Annotated in this window: 20 protein-coding genes; 3 read left to right on the forward strand and 17 right to left on the reverse strand. The window is 63.7% G+C overall.

Features of this window, described 5'->3' with window-relative positions; all coding sequences use genetic code 11:
• Positions 1–555 precede the first annotated feature (555 nt).
• On the reverse strand, positions 556–1,320 hold the full coding sequence (locus QMC96_08840) for a dihydroorotate dehydrogenase electron transfer subunit (GenBank protein MDI6876860.1): 765 nt from the start codon (positions 1,318–1,320) through the stop codon (positions 556–558).
• The gene (locus QMC96_08845; GenBank protein ID MDI6876861.1) at positions 1,313–2,200 is read right to left on the reverse strand and encodes a dihydroorotate dehydrogenase; all 888 of its coding nucleotides are present in this window, start codon (positions 2,198–2,200) and stop codon (positions 1,313–1,315) included. The genes QMC96_08840 and QMC96_08845 overlap by 8 nt, the downstream gene beginning before the upstream one ends.
• Before the next feature lie 52 nt (positions 2,201–2,252).
• Here QMC96_08845 and QMC96_08850 point away from each other — a divergent pair, with 52 nt between their 5' ends.
• Together QMC96_08850 and QMC96_08855 are read left to right on the forward strand one after the other, a co-directional pair.
• Positions 2,253–3,119, forward strand: coding sequence for a lactate dehydrogenase (locus QMC96_08850; protein ID MDI6876862.1), 867 nt, complete (start codon positions 2,253–2,255; stop codon positions 3,117–3,119).
• A gap of 1 nt (position 3,120) precedes the next feature.
• Entirely contained in the window at positions 3,121–5,592 is a 2,472-nt protein-coding gene (locus QMC96_08855; GenBank protein ID MDI6876863.1) for a DNA-directed DNA polymerase, read from the forward strand.
• A gap of 963 nt (positions 5,593–6,555) precedes the next feature.
• On the opposite strand, the gene QMC96_08860 is transcribed toward QMC96_08855, so the two are convergent.
• Both QMC96_08860 and QMC96_08865 read right to left on the reverse strand, forming a co-directional pair.
• A complete protein-coding gene (locus QMC96_08860) occupies positions 6,556–7,050 on the reverse strand; it encodes a tetratricopeptide repeat protein (protein MDI6876864.1) in 495 nt (164 codons plus the stop codon).
• Between the two features lie 159 nt (positions 7,051–7,209).
• Positions 7,210–8,061, reverse strand: a complete 852-nt coding sequence (locus QMC96_08865; GenBank protein ID MDI6876865.1) for an aldo/keto reductase — start codon at positions 8,059–8,061, stop codon at positions 7,210–7,212.
• A gap of 315 nt (positions 8,062–8,376) precedes the next feature.
• On the opposite strand from QMC96_08865, the gene QMC96_08870 reads away from it, so the two are divergent.
• Positions 8,377–9,156 (forward strand): fasciclin domain-containing protein, encoded by a 780-nt coding sequence (locus QMC96_08870; GenBank protein ID MDI6876866.1) that lies wholly within the window; start codon positions 8,377–8,379, stop codon positions 9,154–9,156.
• A 166-nt stretch (positions 9,157–9,322) separates the two neighbouring features.
• On the opposite strand, the gene QMC96_08875 is transcribed toward QMC96_08870, so the two are convergent.
• The 13 genes from QMC96_08875 to QMC96_08935 form a co-directional block, all read right to left on the reverse strand.
• Positions 9,323–9,850, reverse strand: a complete 528-nt coding sequence (locus QMC96_08875; protein ID MDI6876867.1) for a YbhB/YbcL family Raf kinase inhibitor-like protein — start codon at positions 9,848–9,850, stop codon at positions 9,323–9,325.
• A 44-nt stretch (positions 9,851–9,894) separates the two neighbouring features.
• Entirely contained in the window at positions 9,895–11,037 is a 1,143-nt protein-coding gene (locus tag QMC96_08880) for a DUF362 domain-containing protein (protein ID MDI6876868.1), read from the reverse strand.
• 167 nt (positions 11,038–11,204) lie between these two features.
• The gene (budA, locus tag QMC96_08885; GenBank protein ID MDI6876869.1) at positions 11,205–12,005 is read right to left on the reverse strand and encodes an acetolactate decarboxylase; all 801 of its coding nucleotides are present in this window, start codon (positions 12,003–12,005) and stop codon (positions 11,205–11,207) included.
• The gene (locus QMC96_08890) at positions 12,002–12,547 is read right to left on the reverse strand and encodes a hypothetical protein (GenBank protein ID MDI6876870.1); all 546 of its coding nucleotides are present in this window, start codon (positions 12,545–12,547) and stop codon (positions 12,002–12,004) included. Before QMC96_08890 ends, budA begins: the two co-directional genes overlap by 4 nt.
• Before the next feature lie 222 nt (positions 12,548–12,769).
• Positions 12,770–12,946, reverse strand: a complete 177-nt coding sequence (locus QMC96_08895; protein MDI6876871.1) for a hypothetical protein — start codon at positions 12,944–12,946, stop codon at positions 12,770–12,772.
• A 189-nt stretch (positions 12,947–13,135) separates the two neighbouring features.
• Positions 13,136–13,582, reverse strand: coding sequence for a carboxymuconolactone decarboxylase family protein (locus QMC96_08900; GenBank protein ID MDI6876872.1), 447 nt, complete (start codon positions 13,580–13,582; stop codon positions 13,136–13,138).
• A 184-nt stretch (positions 13,583–13,766) separates the two neighbouring features.
• The gene (locus QMC96_08905; GenBank protein ID MDI6876873.1) at positions 13,767–13,991 is read right to left on the reverse strand and encodes a hypothetical protein; all 225 of its coding nucleotides are present in this window, start codon (positions 13,989–13,991) and stop codon (positions 13,767–13,769) included.
• Between the two features lie 984 nt (positions 13,992–14,975).
• The gene (locus QMC96_08910; protein ID MDI6876874.1) at positions 14,976–15,914 is read right to left on the reverse strand and encodes a methanogenesis marker 7 protein; all 939 of its coding nucleotides are present in this window, start codon (positions 15,912–15,914) and stop codon (positions 14,976–14,978) included.
• A complete protein-coding gene (locus QMC96_08915) occupies positions 15,911–16,492 on the reverse strand; it encodes a methanogenesis marker 17 protein (GenBank protein MDI6876875.1) in 582 nt (193 codons plus the stop codon). The genes QMC96_08910 and QMC96_08915 overlap by 4 nt, the downstream gene beginning before the upstream one ends.
• Positions 16,493–17,731 (reverse strand): methanogenesis marker 15 protein, encoded by a 1,239-nt coding sequence (locus QMC96_08920; protein MDI6876876.1) that lies wholly within the window; start codon positions 17,729–17,731, stop codon positions 16,493–16,495.
• Positions 17,728–18,177 carry a methanogenesis marker 5 protein gene (locus QMC96_08925; GenBank protein ID MDI6876877.1) on the reverse strand — a complete coding sequence of 150 codons (450 nt, stop codon included), beginning with the start codon at positions 18,175–18,177 and terminating at the stop codon, positions 17,728–17,730. Before QMC96_08925 ends, QMC96_08920 begins: the two co-directional genes overlap by 4 nt.
• Before the next feature lie 2 nt (positions 18,178–18,179).
• Positions 18,180–18,650: a methanogenesis marker 6 protein gene (locus tag QMC96_08930; protein ID MDI6876878.1), complete on the reverse strand. Its 471-nt coding sequence runs from the start codon at positions 18,648–18,650 to the stop codon at positions 18,180–18,182.
• Entirely contained in the window at positions 18,647–20,170 is a 1,524-nt protein-coding gene (locus tag QMC96_08935; GenBank protein MDI6876879.1) for a methanogenesis marker 3 protein, read from the reverse strand. The genes QMC96_08930 and QMC96_08935 overlap by 4 nt, the downstream gene beginning before the upstream one ends.
• Between the last annotated feature and the right edge of the window lie 5 nt (positions 20,171–20,175).

The raw sequence follows: 20,175 nt of genomic DNA on the forward strand, positions 1-20,175 counted from the left end.
CCCCCCGTGCCCCCACCCCGCTGGTACGATAGCCCGGAAGGGAGGAAAATCCGGGAGCGCTACGTCACAGTGCCCTTCCAGCCGGTATGATAGCTTGGAAGAAAGGTAGGCCCTTCTTCTGCACCTGTACACCGCTGTTTTGTCACCGAATCCACCATATCCAGGAGCTCATCCTATTGCACTTCAGCAGGATGTAGCCCCGGATGGCTCAAAAGAGGAGAATACGCACCGCCCCCGCCGCGCCACGATCGACGACGAATTGGCATCCGCTGCCGTGTCGCGACAACAGCCCTCCCTGCGCAGGTTCGGGGTGAGGTCTTCACTTTCCAAAAAGCGGGTCCGGATCCCCATCGAGGCTGATGCCGTTCTGGTATGCTCCGGGGAAGAGTCTCCGCCTGCCCCTTCGCGCGATAGAGAGGCTTCTACCCGGATCTTTCATCTGATACGGGCATATTTCACTATTCCCCTCCCCTCAGAAAGGGGAGGAGCATCCGGATCATCGATGGGCTATCCGCGGGACGAAAAATCCCCCGGAAGGTTTCTCACCAATGGGAATCAGATGTATACCTTCCGCCCGCTGCCATCTCTGGCGTACCGTCCGAACTCGCTCTCGAGCAGGCGATCTCCGGGAAAGACCGGGCCGTCGCGGCAGACGCGCAGCCCGTCCGGGTCGATGCAGCAGGAGCCGCAGACGCCCACCCCGCATTTCATGTACCGATGCAGGCTGAACTGGCCCCGATCGGCGATCCCCGCATCCTGGAGGCGTTTCAGCACCGTCCGCATCATCGCCTCGGGACCGCAGACACAGACATGGTCGAACTCCCGGAATCGAACGGCATCCAGGAGATCGGTCACGAAACCGTGGTGCCCCAGCGTTCCATCGTCCGTCGCGATCCGGAGATCCGTGCAGCGGCGAAGCGCCTCGGTGAAGGGGACCTCCTTCCAGGTCTTCGCCCCGAGGAGGAACGTCTCCACCTTCCCTTCGGCAGCGAGAGGGACCAGGGGGGCTGCCCCGATCCCCCCGGCGACAGCGAGCGTCCGCCCGTGAACGGAGAAACCGTTCCCGAATGGCCCGCGGATTCCGATCCGGCCGCCCTCTGAGAGCCCGAACAGGGCTGCGGTGGCATCCCCCACCCTCTGCACCGAAATGGAGATCGCGGAGGAGAGCGCCATGGGGATCTCGTCCACACCCGGCACCCAGACCATCACGAACTGCCCGGGCGAGAACGGAAACGACTCTTCGAAGAAGAGACTCCGGATCGTGGGCGTCTCCTTCACGATTCCCCGGATGGTCACCGCCCGCGGCAACGCATCAGGCATGGGCACACCCGACGATCTCTTCCGGGGCCAGACCGTCCTCGCTGTACAGCCCCGATCCTATCCTCTCGAAGATGTCCGGCCCCTCGAGGACCGCGCTGCCGATCTGGACCGCGCTCGCTCCTGCCATCATCATCTCGATCACGTGGGCGGGCGTCGAGATCCCCCCGCACCCGACGATGGGGATGCAGCACGCCTCGTAGAGTTCGTAGACGCACCGCACCGCGATCGGGAAGATCGCGGGGCCGGAGAGTCCGCCGTAGCGATTTCCGAGGACGGGCCGCCGCAATTCCGTGCTGATTCGCATGGCCTTCACCGTATTGATGGCGACGAGGGCATCTGCTCCCCCCCGTTCCGCCGCAAGACCGATCGTCGCGATGCTAGCGACGTTCGGCGTAAGTTTCACCCAGGTGGGTATGCCGAACTCCCGCACCGCACGGGTGGAGGCTTCCACCACCGCGGGATCGCTCCCGATCGCCGCTCCATACCCCTCGGCATGCGGGCAGCTCAAGTTCAACTCGAATCCGGCAGCCGTATCGGCAAACCAGCCGGCAACGGTTCCAAACTCCTCCGGGCTTCCGCCGAATATGCTCACAAGGACCGGTTCGCCCTGGAGCGCGGAGAGCTCGTCCCGGAACTCCCTCGAGGGGTTCGGGAGCCCCATCGCGTTCAGGACGCCGCAGTCGAGCTGCACCACGCAGGGTCCCGGATGCCCGTCAGATGGACAGGGTCCGATCGATTTCGTCACCGCACCTCCCGCACCATGGGCGAGCACCCGTTTCACCGACGAGCCCGTCGTCCCCAGGATGCCCGCTGCCAGTATCAGGTGGTTCCTCAGCGGCACGCCGCCCACGCGAACCGCACCGGGCCTGAGCTTCAGCATATTCAGAGTGATTGTAGTTTTTTTATTATTAGCATACCCATTATAGTATCATATGACAAGCCTTGCGGTGATGGGGACGGGGAGGGTGGGAGGCGAGGTGGCATTCCTCGCCTCTGTGATGGGCATCGTGGACGAGCTCATCCTCCACGACATCTACTCGCCCCTCCTGCACGCGCAGGTTCTCGATCTTCAGCACGCCATGCCATACCTGGACATCTCCACCGATCTATCCCGCATGCGGGATGCTGATATATGCATCTTTGCCGCCGGGTCGGGCCGAACCCCGCATGTCAAGACCCGTGCCGATCTCATCGGCGCCAACCTCCCCGTCGCCGCTGCCTGCACGAGATATCTGGAGCAATTCTCCGGCATTTTCATCACCGTGAGCAACCCCGTCGACGTTCTCAACTACTATCTCTGCCGCCGTCTCGGGCTGGATCCGGCCCGCTGTATCGGGTTTGGGGGGCAGGTCGACAGCGCCCGCTTCCAGATCCAGCTGCTGGAGAACGGGATCGACGGGGAAGGCTATGTGATGGGGGAGCATGGGGAGCATCAGGTACCCCTATTCTCCCAGCTCCCCGTGCAGGTGGACCTCCCAAAGAAGGAGGAGATCCTTTCCGCTCTCCGCGGCATGAGCATGAAGATCATCGAGGGCAAGGGAGCCACGACCTTCGGTCCCTCCGCCCATATCGTCGATCTGGTGGATATGATAAGCGAGGATGCCGGATCCATCATCACCGCCTCTGCCGTGGTCGACGGTGAGTACGGTCTCTCCGGCTGCTCCATCGGGGTTCCCATCCGGATCGGGGGCGAAGGAATCGAAGGCATAGAGGAGTGGCAGCTGGACGAATGGGAGAGGGAGAGGTTTGAGGAGGCGGGGGCGTTCGTAAAAGCCCTCTGTGCATCGCTGGATGTCTGACATGTCGGGGACCGTCGATGCGGTCAAAGAGTACCATGCGCCCGCCGCCTGCATCGATACCGGGAGCGGTGCGGTGCGGATCGCCATCAACCAGGTGGAATACAGCAACACAGCCCAGGGTCCCGTTATCCACATATTCGGGAGGGACGAGAGCGGCTGCGCCGTTCACCTGGAGGTCACGGGATTCCGCCCCTACTTTTACGCCCCGGTAGGGGAGGCCGACCAGAACAACCTTCCGCCGACGGTCGAGGTGGAGCGGGGCTCCGTTTACCGCTCCATCCGCGGGGAGCCGCTGCGGAGGCTCTACACCCCGCGCCCCACCGATGTCCGCGACGTCCGCGAACGCTTCCAGCACTACGAGGCGGACATTCCCTTCGCCACGCGTTTCATGATCGACTGCGGGTTGACGGGAGGGGTTGAGGCGCCCGCTCTGACGGTCGATTACCGTGAGATTACGCCTGCCGATGTAGAGGCACCGGCACGGGTCTGCATGCTGGATATCGAGTGCGACGACTCCCGCGGATTTCCCGAGGCGGAGAACGACAGCATCCTCTGCATCACCTGCTGGGATTCGTTTGAAAATGCCTATGCAACGTTTCTGTTCCAGCCCCCGGGGGGGTCTTCGGATCTGCCGTCGCTCGGTCGCGGGGCCACGCTCCCCGATGGATGCTTCTGCGAGGAGAAGCACGCCATCCGCTGCTATGCGACGGAGCATGCCATGCTGAAAGGATTCGTAGAGCACATCCGGGCTGTGGATCCCGATATCCTGAGCGGATGGAACATCGAGGAGTTCGATATCCCCTATCTGCTGCGGCGCATGGAAGTGCTGGGCCTCTCTCCGACTCTGCTCGCCCGCCTGCCCGGGCAGACCGAACGGAACGCGCTGCGGGGGAGAGCCATCTTCGATCTGCTCCAGGGCTACAAGAAGATCCACGGGGCCACTCAGAAGGAGTCCTACCGGCTGGACGCGATTGCGGAAGCGGAGCTCGGCGAGACGAAGGTGAGATACAACGGAACCGTCTCCGATCTCTGGAGAACGGACCTGAGGCGGCTGATCGAGTACAACTTCACAGACGTCGCCCTCTGCGTCGCTATCGATCGCGAAAACCTGATCATCGAATTCTACCGGGAGATTGCCCGCTACGTCGGCTGCCCCCTGGACCGCACCATCAACTCCTCCAGCGTGATCGATGTCTACGTCCTGCGGAAGGCGCACGGACGGTTCGTGCTTCCGTCCAAGGGTTTCGCCGCAGGCGACGAGTTCGAGGGGGCAACCGTCTTCGATCCCACGCTCGGCATCCGCGAGAACGTCGTGGTGCTGGACCTGAAATCCCTGTACCCCATGGCGATGATGACCATCAACGCGTCTCCGGAGACGAAGGATCCGGAAGGGGAGTACCGGGCTCCGAACGGGGTCCGTTTCCGGCGGGAGCCGGACGGGCTGACGCGGAGCATCCTCGCGGAGCTTCTGGAAGAGCGCGAGGAGAGGAAGCGGTTGCGGAACCAGCACCCCTTCGGCTCCCGCCAGTACCTGCTCTACGATCTCCAGCAGAACGTGATCAAGGTCATCATGAACTCCTACTATGGCGTCAGTGGCTACGCCCGCTTCCGCCTGTACGACCGGGAGATCGGTTCGGCGATCACCTCGGTGGGAAGGGCGATCATCGAGCATACCCGCCGCGTGATCGAGGAGATGGGATACCACGTGCTCTACGGGGATACCGACTCGTGCATGGTGGAGCTCCCGCCCTCCGATATCGGGACGACGATCCGCACGGCGAGGGAGATCGAGGCGGCGCTCAACGCAAGCTATGCCGACTTCGCACGCAACACCCTGAATGCCGAGAAGCACTACTTCTCCATCAAGTTCGAGAAGATCTACCGCCGTTTCTTCCAGGCGGGCAAGAAGAAGCGCTACGGCGGGCACCTGATCTGGAAGGAGGGCAGGGAAGTGGACGAGATCGACGTCGTGGGGTTCGAGATCCGCAGGAGCGACTCGCCCCAGATCACCCGCATCGTCCAGAAGAAGGTCTTCGATATGCTCCTCCGGGGCGAGGGGTTCGAAGCGGTTCGGGCATATCTCAGCGGGATCATCAGGAAGTACCGGGCCGGGAAGTTCACTCTGGACGAGATTGGCATCCCGGGCGGCATCGGAAAGCAGCTGGACCAGTACGAGACGAACGACGCCCACATCCGCGGAGCGAAGTACGCCAACCAACACCTGGGCGCCCAGTTCGGGCGGGGGAGCAAGCCCAAGCGGGTGTATATCAAGCACGTGCGGGCACGGTACCCCCAGACGGATGTGATCGCTTTCGAGTACGGCGATCAGGTCCCCCCCGAGTTCGTGGTCGACTACGAGACGATGCTGGATAAAACTATCAAGCAGCCGATCTCCCGCATCATCGAGGCGGTCGGGTGGAGCTGGGACGACGTGGACCCGACGCGGACCACCCTCGCACAGTTCGGGCTTTAGATCCCTGTTCGGGAGCGGATCGCTCGAGCGAGCCCGCTCCATTCTACCGGGCAGGAACTACGGCGTCCAAGCGTATTCTCCGGAATACCGACACTGCCTGTCCAGGCAGGCTCTATCGGATCGGAGGAGTTACGGAAGGGGTTTGCGCCCCTCCCGCATCTGCCTCTCACCCCCGCAGACGATTCCTGGAGAGGGGAGCCACGCGGTCCAATCCCCTTGAGAATCCCTGCCATTCCGATTGTCGCCGGATGTGGCCGAATCTCCATGCCATGAGAGCATGCCGACTCGATCCGACCCAGAATCCAGCTCCGATCCTGTGTTCCTGTACAGGCCATATCGCACCAGGAGGGGGAGGCGTCCCCCCGCATGTCCCCCGTCCCCGCGTTGCGACGCCTCACTGCAACGGGGCGAGGATCCATACGGGATAACCCTTTGGGCGGGGAGGGGGATCGATACCCCCTCTCCCGCGACGAAAGCGGTCTCATCCCGCATCCACGTGCTTCGCGCCAGGACGAAGCGGGCGATCGCTCCAGGTTCGCCGATGCCAGATCACTGACCATCGGCACCATGCTCTCCGGCGTACGATCGCGGGAGAGCCGAGCTTCCCCGCCCATCGTCGCGGTAATGGGGTGCCGGTTGTCGGGATTTCGGATCCGGCATCCATCCCGATCCGAACCACGCATCACCCGGGATTGTGGAAGAACGAACAGCCTGGATCGAGGCTGTCGTGCGGGTAGAGCGGGGTGATGGGAGGGAGAAGAACACCGTCGGGCCACCCGACCCGCGAATGCATTCAGTCCTTCCCCGGCGGATTCCAAACCGAAGATCTCTTGCTCGGGGGCGGCGGCTGTGCCCCGCTCCGGAACTCCGCTCCGACAGCATCGCGATGAACGGAGGCCCAGGGCAACAAGGGCGATTAAGAATCGATCTGGCAGGAATGCCGTCCCGCCGTAAACCCTCTCGTCAGTCCTCCGCGCCTCTTTTTATCTCCGCGAGCAGCCGGTTCCTCCTCTCCTTTATCTCAAAGACAGTTCGGATCTTCAGGGCTTCCTCGTAGCTGTCCAGGGCGTCCCGATAGTTGCCGAGGGCCTCCAGACTGAGTCCGCGGCGGTACCAGACGTAAGGATCTTCCCGATCCGCCTTCAGGGTCTTGTCGAAGCAGAGGATCGCCTGCTCATGCCTCCCCAGAGCTGCCAGGGAGAGAGCCCGCTGGTACCACGCATCCGCGTCGTCGGGAGCAGCGACGATCGCCTTCTCGAAGCATTCCAGCGCCTCCGCATGCCGACCCAGGTGCGCAAACGCCCTGCCCTTGCCGCAGTGTGCCCTGCTGCTCCGCGGATCGATCTCGATAGCCCGTGAGAAGGCCTCCACCGCCTCCCCGAATTTGCCCACCTGCATGAGATCGAACCCTTTCCTGATCCACACAGACGCATTCCCGCCATCGAACAGGGTCTTCACCTGCTACATCCCTTCCTTCCACAGAACGCGGAACCTTCCATCCCGATATACCAGTGTGTCGGCGCAAAACTACATGAACTGTGCGCTTTTGTTCGTCGCAGGTGGCGGGAATCGTCCCGATTCTGCACGCAGATCCGGCGGGATGAAAGGAATCGCGATTCAGAGTACACGGCGGTAGAATGCCATCTGCTGAACATACGGGCGGTAGCGATCCAGGAGCTCGTGCTGTTCTACCTCGGGGAGGGGTTTGAAGCCCCGTGCCGCAGCCGCAAGCGTCTTCACCTCGTCCGGATGCGAGCACCCAACGATAATCACGTCGATCTCCTGCGAGAGTGCATAGCGGATCAGAAGTTCCGGCGGTATCCCGGCGTTCCGGTCGATGTAGTAACCGGCGCCGAGCACCTTCATCCCGATAACCGCGATTCCCCGATCTCTTGCCGCCGGAAGCGTGGTATCCAGGAATCCGCCCAGAATCCCCTCGATTGGGTTCACCGGCAACAGCACCGTGTCCACGGGCCAGTGCTCCACAGCATACGTCAGCACCGAAGGATCCTCGTGGCCGCTGACACCGATGAAGGTGCATCGCCCGTCGTCCCGAGCCCGCTCGAACGCCTCCAGAGCCCCTCCCGGACCCTCGATGCTCTGGAGGTCGTCGCGGGTCCTTACATCGTGGATCTGCCAGAGATCCAGGTGATCCACCTTCATCCGCTCGAGCGTCTGCTGGAGATCCACCTCTGCGCCGGCCCGGTCGCGGGCGGCGGACTTGCTGGCCTGGAAGATCCTGCTGCGGACATCCGCCCTCCGCGACCAGATACGCCCATAGTACTCCTCGCTGCCGGCATACGCGCGAGCCGAATCGAAATAGGTGATCCCCTGGCCGATCGCCTCCTCGACGACGGCGGCCGCCATCGCGGATCGCCCATAGGTTCGGAGGACTCCTTCGCCCCCGAGCCCGACCGCCGTGACCTCCCGCCCGCTCTTCCCCAGCGAATGTGTCAGCAACCTGTCCATGCATCCCCCTATCCAGAACCCGTTAAATACCTATGCCCGCCGGACGGTCTCCGGGGAGCGGGGCGGGCGATGACCTGTCCCCCGTCCGCGTCGCGACAGGAGGTCATGCCCCGATCTCGTTCCGGCACACCGGGGAGGCAGAAACGGGTGCGAATACCGCCCGACACTCGATCGCGAACGAGAATGCTCTCTTTCACCGAACAGCACGTCAGGATCCGTTATTGCCAGATTACGCCCCCGAAAGGGGGCAAAAAAATATATATAAGATTGCACGATAGGTTCGCGACCCCCTCATCATGAGGGAGGAGGGCAGATATGATCAAGAAGATGGGACTCGTGTTAGGGGTGCTTGTCTTGGTGCTTCTTCTCAGTGCAGGCTGCACTGTGGAGGACCTCACCAATATCAGCACGACTCCGACCCCCGGGGCGACCTTGACTCCGGGTGTAACAGCGACCCCTGGCGTAACGCAGACACCCGGTGCGAATCAAACGCCCGGAGCCGGGCAGTCGATCGTGGAGGTGCTGCAGGGCGAAGGGCAGTTCTCAACGCTCCTGTTCGCAGTCGATGCAGCGAACCTGACGGACACACTGACTGAAGGCGGTCCATACACGGTTTTTGCCCCGACAGACGATGCGTTCGATCAGGTGCCGAACGAGACGCTTAACGACATCCTTGCCGATGAAGAGAGTCTCAACACCTTACTGCTCAACCACGTCGTTGAGGGCGAGTATACCGAGGACGAACTTGTCGGTATGGGGAACGTGACGACCCTCGCGGGGGAGACGATGAACGTCAGCAGAGGGCTCCTGGGCGGGATGACGCTGAACGATAATGTATCCATATCCGACACGTTCAGCGCGGACAACGGTATTATTTACGCCATCGACCGGGTGCTGATTCCGGAGGGTCTCCCAAGCGGCAATGCCACCTCTGCCGTGGCGACAACCTCGCCGACCGCAGCTCCGGGTATCGCCGCGGCGAACACCACGGACAATCGGACCGGTCTGACACCCGGGGGAGTCCCGGTCGTCGTGAACGTCACGAACACGACGCGGAACGAGTCGATTGCGCGTTCCCGTTCGGGATTCTTCTGACCCGCCAATATCTTTTTCCGGGAACGGGCAGGGGCGGGATCTCCGACCCTGACTCAATAATGATGGCCGCGGCGGGAGTGAGAGCGCGGCAGGAATCCCGGAACGGTTCGTCAGTATTCTGGAGCATCCTCTCTGAAGGAGAGCAGGAGGTCCCCTCGTGCCTGCATCACCGCCCGTAGATCCCCATCACCTCTCCACGGGCCAGAACGTGCCCCTCCATCGCCCTCATAAAGCGAGCTCTCCCTTCGTTCCCCGCCAGATCCAGCAGCGTGTCCAGGGCATACACCCGGAAGTAGAAGCGATGCGGCTTGCCGGGCGGGGGGCAGGGTCCGCGATACCCTACTGTGCCGAAGTCGTTTCTCCCCTGGACGCTCCCGTCGGATAGCCTCTGTCTCCGCGGCACGTTCTCCTCCAGCCGCCGCGTATCCGGCGGCATATTGAAGATCAGCCAGTGGGTGAAGATGCCGCGGGGAGCGTCCTCATCCTCGACGATGAGCAGGAGACTCCGAGCCCCATCGGGTACGTTGCTCCAGGCGATCGGCGGCGATAAATCCTGACCTTCGCAGGTATGTTCCCGGGGTATCCTGCCGCCGGGGACAAAGGCATCGGATGATACGCGGATATCCGCCATGCACTCCTCCATGCTCCCGGTGAAGCGCTTGGCCGTTGGGATCGGCAGGCAATGCGCATGCACCGTACGGGTATAGCGACGGTGCGCATGAAAAGGGTTTCGCAAGCCTATCGGATGAACCGCCTGAGGAACGGGCGCGTGATCCCAATCGCATTCGCGGGGCAGATCTCCTGGCAGCAGAAGCAGCGGATGCATGATCGGCAATCTATGGCAGATCTCTCTCCCGCCCTCCAGCGGATGGCAGAAGCCGGGCAGTTCTCCGCGCAGGCGCCGCACCGGATGCAGGACTCCTCCCGCACGAACGGTCTGACGGCGAGAAACCAGCGGGCAACGCGGAGCATCTCCGGGGGAACCCGACCCAGGATCGGAGCCTCCGCCGGTTTGAAGTCGGGTACCGCAACGGTGGCGGGATCCTCCCCTGCGATCCGTATATCGGCAAGGGACGCGGGACCGATCCCCCGCAGGGCTGCCAGGCGAACCGTGGGAAGTGCGAGCGGATCGAAACCGACGATCGAAGCGGCGACGAAGTCGAGCGCCGGGCCGCTTCGGCTTGCCATGAGAAGCCCGATCCGGCGCGGGTTCCCGTTCGACGGACCATTCCCCTCCATGCCCACGACCGCGTCCATGATATGGAGCGCCGGGGGCAGGGAGATATACAGATCGAGGAGGAGTTCGGCGAAGCGCTCGACGCTGTCGGCTGCGTGGAGGTGGTATTCCGCTTTTGTCGCTCCTGGCAGGCATCCATAGAGGAGCTTTACGGCGCCCGTGAGAAGAGTGAGCTGATGTGTCTTCAGCTTGGGCAGTCCGATCACCACATCGGCATTCAGCACCGCATCCGCTACCGGGAACCTCTTGAACGTTCTCGCCTGCTCCGAGGAGATAACGGTGGATGCGGCATCGAAGCAGGCAGACTCGCAGCCGGTCTCGTCGATTACGGCCTGAATCCCCGTCTTCTGCAGGAGATGCGCGTAGGAGGTCAGCGTTCCGCGTCCCCCCGGCGAGTCTCCCACGATCGGGATGGCGCCAATCTCCTGCACCATCCGCACGACGACCCGCACCAGAGCCGGATGTGTGGTGACAGCTGCATCCGGAGGACGGGGGGACAGCAGGTTCGGCTTCACAAGGACGCGATCCCCCCTCTCCACGAATTGCTCCAACCCTCCCAGCGGTTCCAGAACCTGCATGACCGCTGCGCGGATTGCTTCGTCGCGGTATTCCGGGCAGCGGGCAATGGAGACCCTGTACTCCATCCTACGCTATCCCCCCGCCTGCATGAAGCCGACCAGGAACACCCTGAGCCCCTTCTTCCCCGGCCGCGCATACCGGCCGCGCATACCCCGCGCGGGTACCTGCGACGTTCGGCACAGACACCACCTCGATGACTCCCGAGACCGCGTCGCCGCTCATCCTGCCGACATCACCTCTGCTTCTCGGCGCGCTCCAGCTCATCCGTGAGGTTCGCGCCCGGATCAGCGACGTTGGCGCCCTCCCGGAAGACCACGTGGAGTTGCGGTGTCGCGTCCAGCTCTGCGGCGCCCTCAGGGGCAACGAACGCCAGAACGTGCCCCCCTGTCCTCCTGTCCTCGCTGATGAAGTGAAGATGGTAGCCGGGCACGTTCAGCCCGCCTACGTTCTGGGGGGAGTACAATCCAACGAGCGACCCGGAGATGTTCCCGTACTCGTAGACCTTCTGGAACTCGAGCGCATCCGCAAGCCGGGGATAGGGCTCCTGCTGGGCATCCACGCTGCGCACCACCATGGCGGGGAAGAGTCCCTCCATCCGGATCGCGTAAAAGACGGACTTCGATGGAAGATTGCGGTCCAGGGAAGCGGTGAATTCGCTATAGGTGGATCCTTCCGCCACCGGAATCTCGATATCGGCATCGAAGAATGTCACCGCGGCAAACGGAATGCCGACAGCCGGATCCGCGACGTGGGCCCTTCCGTCCCCCTTCACCTGGTAACAGGTGCCGTTGATTACGATCATCTCGCCGTCCAGGGATTCGAACGTACCGATTCCAAAATCCCCGCGCCCGCTCAGCTCCCGCAGGGAGACAAGTCCGCCGTACTCTCCCTCCACAAGGGCATCGATTGTGGATACCTGATAGAGAACCTCCCGATCCGGCGGGGGGGCTGCCTCTCCCGAACCCCAGCAGAGCAGAGCCAGCCCGATGAGCGCCAGCACCGCAATCCCTAGAGCGCCTGCCCACCGCCTCAACTCCCTGCCTCCTGCGGCGCCATTTTCAGCGATCGGGAGGAATCGCTCCCTCCCGCAGCCCGCAGGTAGACTGCAGGATGCGTGAGGGGATCCGGTTTCCAGCGGCCATTGCCGGTGCCGCCGCGGCAATCGGCGCGTTCGGTGGGAGCGTCAGCGTAGACCTCCCGATGCAGCATGCACCATGTTCCACGCTTCTCCAGGCTCCGAGTGCACGGGCTCGAGGTCGCATCGATCCTCCGCGGATTCGGTACGCTGCCTGCCGGCCCGAGCGGCATCCCCGCCTGCATCCGCACACCGGCGGCGACGGCAACCGATCCCGGTCCCGCAAACCCCGCCGTGCTGCAGGGGATCCGCTCCTGCGAGGTTGATGCTTCAATCTTCTCCGCCGTTCCGCTCGCGGTTGCGGGCACCGTGCCATCCGCCTCTGTGCAGATGGCAATTCCGCAGGGATGCCGATCGCCGCGCTCCTCCGGAAATGATCCGGAGGCCCCGGGTGGCGGGATGCGGCAGGTATTCCTCTCGGGAACGGGGCGGCAGTACATGAATGATCCTCCGCGCTCGCAGGGGATGAACCTTATCGAAGCTGCCACTCTCCAGCGCACCGCCTCCGCGGCTGTCGCTGCCTCCCGGATCCAGAAGCGCGCGGGAGATCCCCCGTTCCTGCAGTGCAGCCCCGGAGCGAAGGGGCTCGACTCTCACGGCGCGTGCCTGGCAGCGGCAACCGGCTTCGCGGCTGCGATCTTTGAGGTCCGGGCTCGAATCCGTCAGTGCAGGAGAACGATACCGATCTTCGGTTCCGCTGCAAAGAATCCCAGCGCCGTGCAGCGGCATCCGAAGTGCGGGGATACCTCCGCATCCACGGCGCTGATCGCGGTCGTGACAGGATCGAACCAGCCTGAACTCTCCGACGCCAGTACCCCCTGGGGATGTGCGTCTGCCATCCGGGCCGCGGCAGGAGATGCGTTCTGCTACCGTGCAGGGAGAAGCATCCGATCGAAGGCGAAGCGGGGAAGGGGCTCCATGACGCTTGCGGCTCCCAACGAAAACAGGCAACGGTCTGCAGAGTGCGGCCGCAAGCGTTGAAATGGGCATAAGGGCTGCCGCCTCTGCCCGCGCCTGCGAAAAGAGTGTCACTTCGGCGGCTCTTTGAGCCCAACGTTATTGGTATTGATATCGCAGGCAGTGCACTTCTCCACGTTGTCGATGATGCGGTATGCATTGGCCAGGATGGCCGCATTGGCCAGCAGACCCGCTATCAGGACCACCTCCAATATCTCCTCGCGGGTCGCCCCCTTCCGCATCGCCGCCTGCATGTGGTACTCCACGCAATGGGGGCACTTGAGAGCGGATCCGACGGCAAGGCTGATCAGCTCCACGTACTTCGGCTCGATGCTGCTCGTACGGGAGATCGCCCCCTTGTAGAGGAGATGCGAGATGAGCACCTCGGGCCGTTCGGCCATTCGCCGGAAGATCAGCGGAACCCGCCCGTACTCCTTCTCGATGTCGTCCATCCACTCCTTCGAGATGGTCTCAGCCCCCTCCTCGACGATCGTTGTAAGGATGTCTTCGAAAGCCATGTCCGTCCACCGGGCTGTCAATCCCTGAACAGGTCTCAAGAAGCGTATGCAGGAGAAGGTTTAGAATATATCGACAGCACTCCGCGCACAGCGGTGCCCCTTCGCTCGAGAGGGGGACTCTCCCCCGGTCCGGGGAATCCCCCGCAGAATCCAGCGAACCGCCCCGCGCTCTGCCTCCCGCCCTTCACTCGAGGTGCTCCGGCCACCGCTCGGGAGGCCTGCCCGGCGGGGGCATCGGGGGCAGAGGGGCGGGTGGGATCCCCGGCCGCTCCGCTCCGCGCTGCATAGTGAGACCTCTCCTCACCAGGGATACAATCGCCTGCTCGGGGTCCCGGAAGATCCCCTCGGCGACCAGCGCTTGGATCTCCGACCAGACATCCTGCGGCAGATCGACTGTGACCACGGTCATGTGTGAGGAGGAGTCCCTCCCACACCTTCAAGGTTTCCCCTGGCAGGTAGACCGGAGTCTGCTCTCCCTCGGGATCCGGGCGCCGCATTCAACGCGACGGGATCGGCACCGGACCGATACCGGTACCGATCTCCCCTGCAGTGGCTCTCTCAGTGTTCAGGGCCGGCGGTGCATTCGAACCTCCCGGCATCGCAGTATCACGGGGATGGGTGGTTGAAGTACGCAGGATTCCCGTGCCAGGGATGCGTGCGCGCACGACATCCGGGCCATGTGGAATCCCGATACGAGATCGGAACGCACTTGCCCGCTGTTGGACCCCGGTCTCTCCCGGCGTATCGCACTGCAGGGAGGGGATTCCTCCTCCCTGATTGCCCTCATCCCCGCCTGTAGCGGGATGCCATGACAGAAGAGGCTATCCATCCGTGATGATGACAGGTCATGGGACGCAGATCCGCACTGAACAGCACTCCGATCATCGCTTCTCCGGAAGAATCCGATCGCAGTTGAGGAGGATCCAGAAGGGATCGCACCCCCTCCTCCAGACCCTCATCCCGCCGGTACGACATGCATGAGAGGAATGTCCGCTGCAGAGACCCTGCGATGCATTCGGCTCCGGACTGCAGAACCGATTGGACTCGATCGCATGCGGCGATGACCGGCTCGATCGACCCGTTGACGGCGACCGGCCTGCCCCCTTCGCTTCCTATCGCAACGGTAATGAACGAGGCTCTGTGGAACAAGTCCTCTGACGTGCAGGATATTCTGTCGATTGTAGGATACCCACCTCCCCGCGGCCCGTTCCGGATCGCCCCCTACCCTCGGTGAGGGGAATCATGCGATAGGCCTGTTCGGGCTGGGGAAATCAGGAGTTTCTCCCCCCGGACGTGGGGGAGGGGCGAGACCCCCTCCACGGAGAATGCCTCCGTCAACCTCGATGGGGGTATCGGCGGAGCCAGGAAGAGAACGACACCCGGCCATGACCGGTCAGACCATGATATTGGTCTCCGAGAAGGGGCGGATCTTCAGCAGGATGTAGTTCCGCATGCGGGAAGGGGAGATATCGGCCACGCTTCCGATCCGCAGATCGCCATCGATCGGGAGCTCGCGCAGCCGTTCGGCGAACCTGTCGTAGGGCAGCTTCACCCGCAGCCCGGCCATCTGGACCGTGATCGGTGTGGGCGAGGTGACCTCGTGCAGCTCGGGCAGCCTGTCGCTGATGATGTCCATCAGGTGGGCAGGGAGGATGGAGAGGGGATCTTTGGCGATCTCCTCACGAACCCTGTCCATCACCCGGGACACCTCGGAGACGATCTCCTCCAGCTTCTCGATCTCCTCCGGGCGTTTGAAGCGGTGCATGACCCGTCCCACGCCGCCCACGTAGCCCTCCACGGGAGGATCGATCGCCCTCTCCAGCGCCTCCCGCGACGGTCCCCCGACGACCACGATCGGAACGTGGATCCCCCGCCGCAGAGCGGGGAACTTGCGGGCGATGCAGGTCTCGAAGTTCCCGAGCACGTAGACCGCCAGGTCGTGCTCGTTGATCACGTCCCGCTCTTCGACATTGAGCTGCGCTATCCGTTTGCCGAACCCCCGGGAGAGGCCAATCATGTTGGTCTTCGCCCCGTACTCCCGCAGGTACTCGGCAACGTCGCAGGAGGTGTGCGGGAGATGGTGGATCTCGAGACTCGGCGAGATTACGGCAATCTCCGTCCCCACAAGGGGGGAGAGGGTGACCTCGCCGGCCATCGGCTTCGCCATCGCCCGGATGGCGTCGATGTCGTCTCTCGGCACCATCAGCTGCAGGACCACCTCCTGCGCCATCACCTGCTTCTGGATGACGTAACCGCCCAGATCCTCCACGAGCTCCAGTATCATGTCGTGCTGATACACGCCGCCCTTATACGTGATCGGGACGAGGATCACAGCGTCACCCCCATCCTCCGGAACCGTTCGCGCACGATGCCATCCACCACGTCCTCCGGCAGTGTATCCTCGCTCGCTGCAAAGTAAAACTTGCCATCCACGAACTGCTGTCGCCGGACCTTGAAACCCTCCGGGGCGATGTGGAGGAAGGCGTAGATCAGGTCTTTATAGACCCCCTCGCTCGGATTGGATACATGCATCCCATCGATCGCGTGCAGCTCCGGATTCGCTCCGTGGACGACCACCGTAAAACGATCCGGCTGATCCACGTTCTGCCGTCCGAAACGCTCCCAGAGGACGGAGAGGAGCGGGGCCAGGTAGGCCTCGTTCCCGAGGGTGATCACCGCCCGGTCCTCCCGCACCGCCACCTCGGCAAAATCCGCCACCGTGACGAAGGGAGGGAGCTTCCGCATGGTCCCCACCGCGACGAAGAGGGGGATGCCCGGGTCGATGAAGATGTGGAGCCGATCCACCACCCGCAGCAGGTTCTGATCCTGGAGGACGTCCGACGCGATCCTGCGGTAGTACTCTCCGCCGACGGGTTCGGGGCACTCCACTTCGAAGTAGTCGAGGGCCATTTACTCTCCCTTGATGAAGCCGGAGGCGAGCAGGCTGGACCCCACGGCGCCGATGAACTGCGAGTAGCGGGGCACCAGGATCTCCGTCTGGAGCAGCGTCCCCATCGCATACACCAGCCCCTCGATGAGGGATGTGCCGCCGACCATGATCACCGGCTCCTTGATGTCGATCTCCTGGAGCTGCTGCTCGAAGACCTGCTCCGCGACGCTGTGGCAGGCGGCCGCGGCGACGTCCTGGGGGGAGCAGCCGCTGGAGAGGGCGTTCACCAGGCTCTGGGTGCCAAAGACGATGCAGTAGCTGTTCATGGGGACGTTTGCGCCCATCCCCTGCATGGCGAGCGGCCCGAGCTCCGTGATATCCACGCCGAGCCGTTTTGCCGTCATCTCCAGGAACCGCCCGGAGGCTCCGGCGCAGATGCCGCCCATGGTGAACGTGCCTGGTATGCCATCCTGAACCGAGATCGCCTTGTTGTCCATGCCGCCGATGTCGATCACCGTACACGGCCCGTGCTGGCGATCGGCAAGGAAGACGGCGCCCTTGGAGTTCACGGTAAGCTCCTCCTGGACGAGGTCGGCCTTTACATGCTCGCCTATCAGGAACCGCCCATACCCGGTGACGCCGATCGCCTCGAGTTCGGACCGCTTCACCCCAGCCTCGCCGAGCGCCAGGGCGATCGCCTCGTCCGCGCTCTTCAGCACGTCGGTGGTGGGCACCCACCCCTTGCCGACGATGGCGTTGTCCCGCATCACGATCGACTTCGTGGTGCTGGAACCGCTGTCCACGCCCAGCGTCAGGCCCACCTGCTCCTCGCGGGCGAGGAGCGCCCGGCGGCGGGCAATGGTGGTGAGGGCTTCCATGCGGGTGAGGAGCGTCCCCGCCGTCGTCCGCTCTGTGAACGAGTAGCTGACGACGGGGAGTCTGGAGTTCTCGTGAATGTAGCGGCGGAGCTCGTTCCGCACGATCGCCGCCTCGGCGCAGCGGAAACAGGTCCCGATGAACACCGCATCAGCATCGATCCGACCTTCAACGAGCGCCTTGGCGCGGGCGATCGCCAGTTTGAGATCGGCGCTGCGGGCCTCGAGCCCGAAGAGAGCGGAGTCGCGCTCGATATCGGCAAGCGATATGTCCGGGAAGAAGATCTCGGCGTTAACCGCTGCGGCAGCCTCGTTGATCTCCTTCTGCACCCCGCTGTACTCCGAGCCGCAGGAGAGCTGGGCGATCCGCACGGGGGCGGTCATCGCTTCTCACCCCCGAGCTCCTGGAGGAACCTCCGGATCGCAGCCACGAACGCGATCCCTTCCTCCTCGGTCTTCGGGTACATCAGCTCAAGGATAGGGATTTTCCGCCGCCGAACCAGATACTTGACCAGTTCGTTGGTGCGGGCGCACCCCATGCAGCCGAACGCCAGGTCCGCGTCGTTGATGATGATCGCCGCCTCCGCATGTTCGATCAGGGGGCCTATCACCGCCATCCGTCCCCGAACGCCCGACGGAACCTCGACCGCCGCGTAGCGAAGCCCCTTCTTGGGCTCCTCGGGGGTGATCTGCAGGGGCGGGGAGTCGATGCCCGCCGTCTGAATCCGCTCCCGGATTCCCAGCGGAGAGCCGAGGGGCTCGTGCCCGAACCGTGCCACCATGTCGGAGAGGATCAGGCTCGTTGTGGGGTAAATGAAGACCTTCGCCATTTTCAGGACTCCTCTGCCTCCATCAGTTCGATCAGACGGCGGATGCCGAGCCGGGGCCTCTCCGGGATACAAACAGGCTCTCTCTCCTCCTCTTCCAGCTTCCCCTCTTCCCGCCGCTCCAGTTCTTCGAGGCCGGCGGAGACGTTCCGCAGGTGGCGGAACTCGTACTCCAGCCCGTGGAACCCGGGACGGGCCCCCCCCAGGTTCGCGCGGCAGCGCCGTGGATCGCCCGGCGGAAATGCCCGATCCTTGACGAAGATGTGACAGGGATCGAATGAGCGGACGTGAGCGATGATCCGCTCGACTTCCTCGGGTTCGCCGCTCACCTGAAGCCCGAAACAGGTCTCCTTGATCATCGCCCCGCGGGAGACCTCGTAGGCCCGGAGCGCCAGCTCTCCCGCTGTCAGCGTGGGGGATTCCACGAAGACGTACTTCGTTACGGTTCCGATATGCTCGGGAGTATACTCGGTCACTCCCTCACCTCTCGGATGTATACCGTCTCCTTCTCTCTTACTCCTTTCAGTTTATCCATGTCTATTACAGTCCCGATGATGTTCGTGCCGTCGAATGGTTCGGAGGTCGGCCCGAACTCTGTGCTCGCCTCCGTTCTGACCCCGACCATTCCCGCTCCCCGCCGCGAGTCGTTGGTCATCGCGAGAACGGCGCGCTCGACGCGACCGACAGGAGTGTTCTCCGGGATGATCTTCATTCCCTCTCCCAGCCGTGGCTTGAATAGGTATACATCCTCGAAGTGGAAGAACAGGGGCATCGTTCCCACCCTGCGCCTGTCCAGCCCCGTGACGGAGCGGAATACTTTTACTGTCAGCGGAGCATGGCGATCGTCGAGTGCGACATCCACCACCTTACCGGCGGAGACGGACTTCAGGCGGACCCGTCCTGCCGCGAGCACCTCCAGCGTGGTCGGGGGGTCCTGGTCGACCACCACCCAGTCACCGGAGGGTGCGTCCACGTCGACGGCAATGTTGCGCGCCGCCCCGATGCGGCGGGCCTCCTGGACCGTAAGGCCGATCATGTCACACCGCTCCGGCGAGACCTGCAGGCAGAGGATATCCCCCTCCGTCGCGAGCTTCGCCAGCTCGATCCCGTGCGTCACCTGCCCGACGACAGTGTGGGCTGGCGTCCCGGGCAGATCCGTGCGGTAGATGTAGAGCGCGCCCTGCGACCTTCCGCCCGCACGGGCGGTTATGGTGCCCTCCCTGCGGGCGGACGGATGCTCCGCGGGGACGCCGATTCCGGCCGGCGTCGGATCCATGATGTGCGTGCTGGTGGCCCGCCCGACGCGGAAGTGGCCGTCCTGCACGCTCCACAGGAGATGCTCGACGCTCGCAGCGCTGTGCGTATCGATCCGCCCGGGCTCGTAGCCCTCGGCGGCGGCGGCGACGTAGGATATGACCTGCATCCCCTCCTCCAGGAGGAGGCTTCCGTCCGTCGTCGTGAACGAGCGGCTGGTGTCGGCAACACTGACGATCCGCTCCATCCGCTCCAGGGCGGCTCCGGGAGACCAGCGGTCGATCACTCCGCGTCCGCTGACCACCCTGCCGATGACGCCCCCGTCCGCGGCGGCGCCGTGATCGGCCACATGGCGCATCCGCGAGAAGACCAGGGCGGATCGGGCGGGATCGTAGCCGCTGCACCCCAGGATCACGTCCCCTCGCTCGTAGAGGTGCGGTGCGCGGTCGGGCCTGATGCCGGACGGGAACGGGCCGAACGCAGCCGCGTACCGATCCGCCCACTGGATCGGGAGGGGTCCCCCAATCGCGGAGATGATCGGGGATGCCTGCGCCGGGTCCAGGAGCTCGACCACCACCTCGCCGCCGCTCGTGGCGACCTGCAGGGATCGGGTCTGCTCCGCCTCGGCAGCCCTCGGCACGATGACGGCGACGGCGCAGCGGGGATCCCGTCCGGGCAGGATATCCTGCAGGGTAGCCCCCGCATCCACTTCCACCCGCTTTCCATCGAGGTGGATCTCCATCTGCC

It is taken from the genome of Methanomicrobiales archaeon (genome assembly GCA_030019205.1).
Taxonomy (GTDB): domain Archaea; phylum Halobacteriota; class Methanomicrobia; order Methanomicrobiales; family JACTUA01; genus JASEFH01.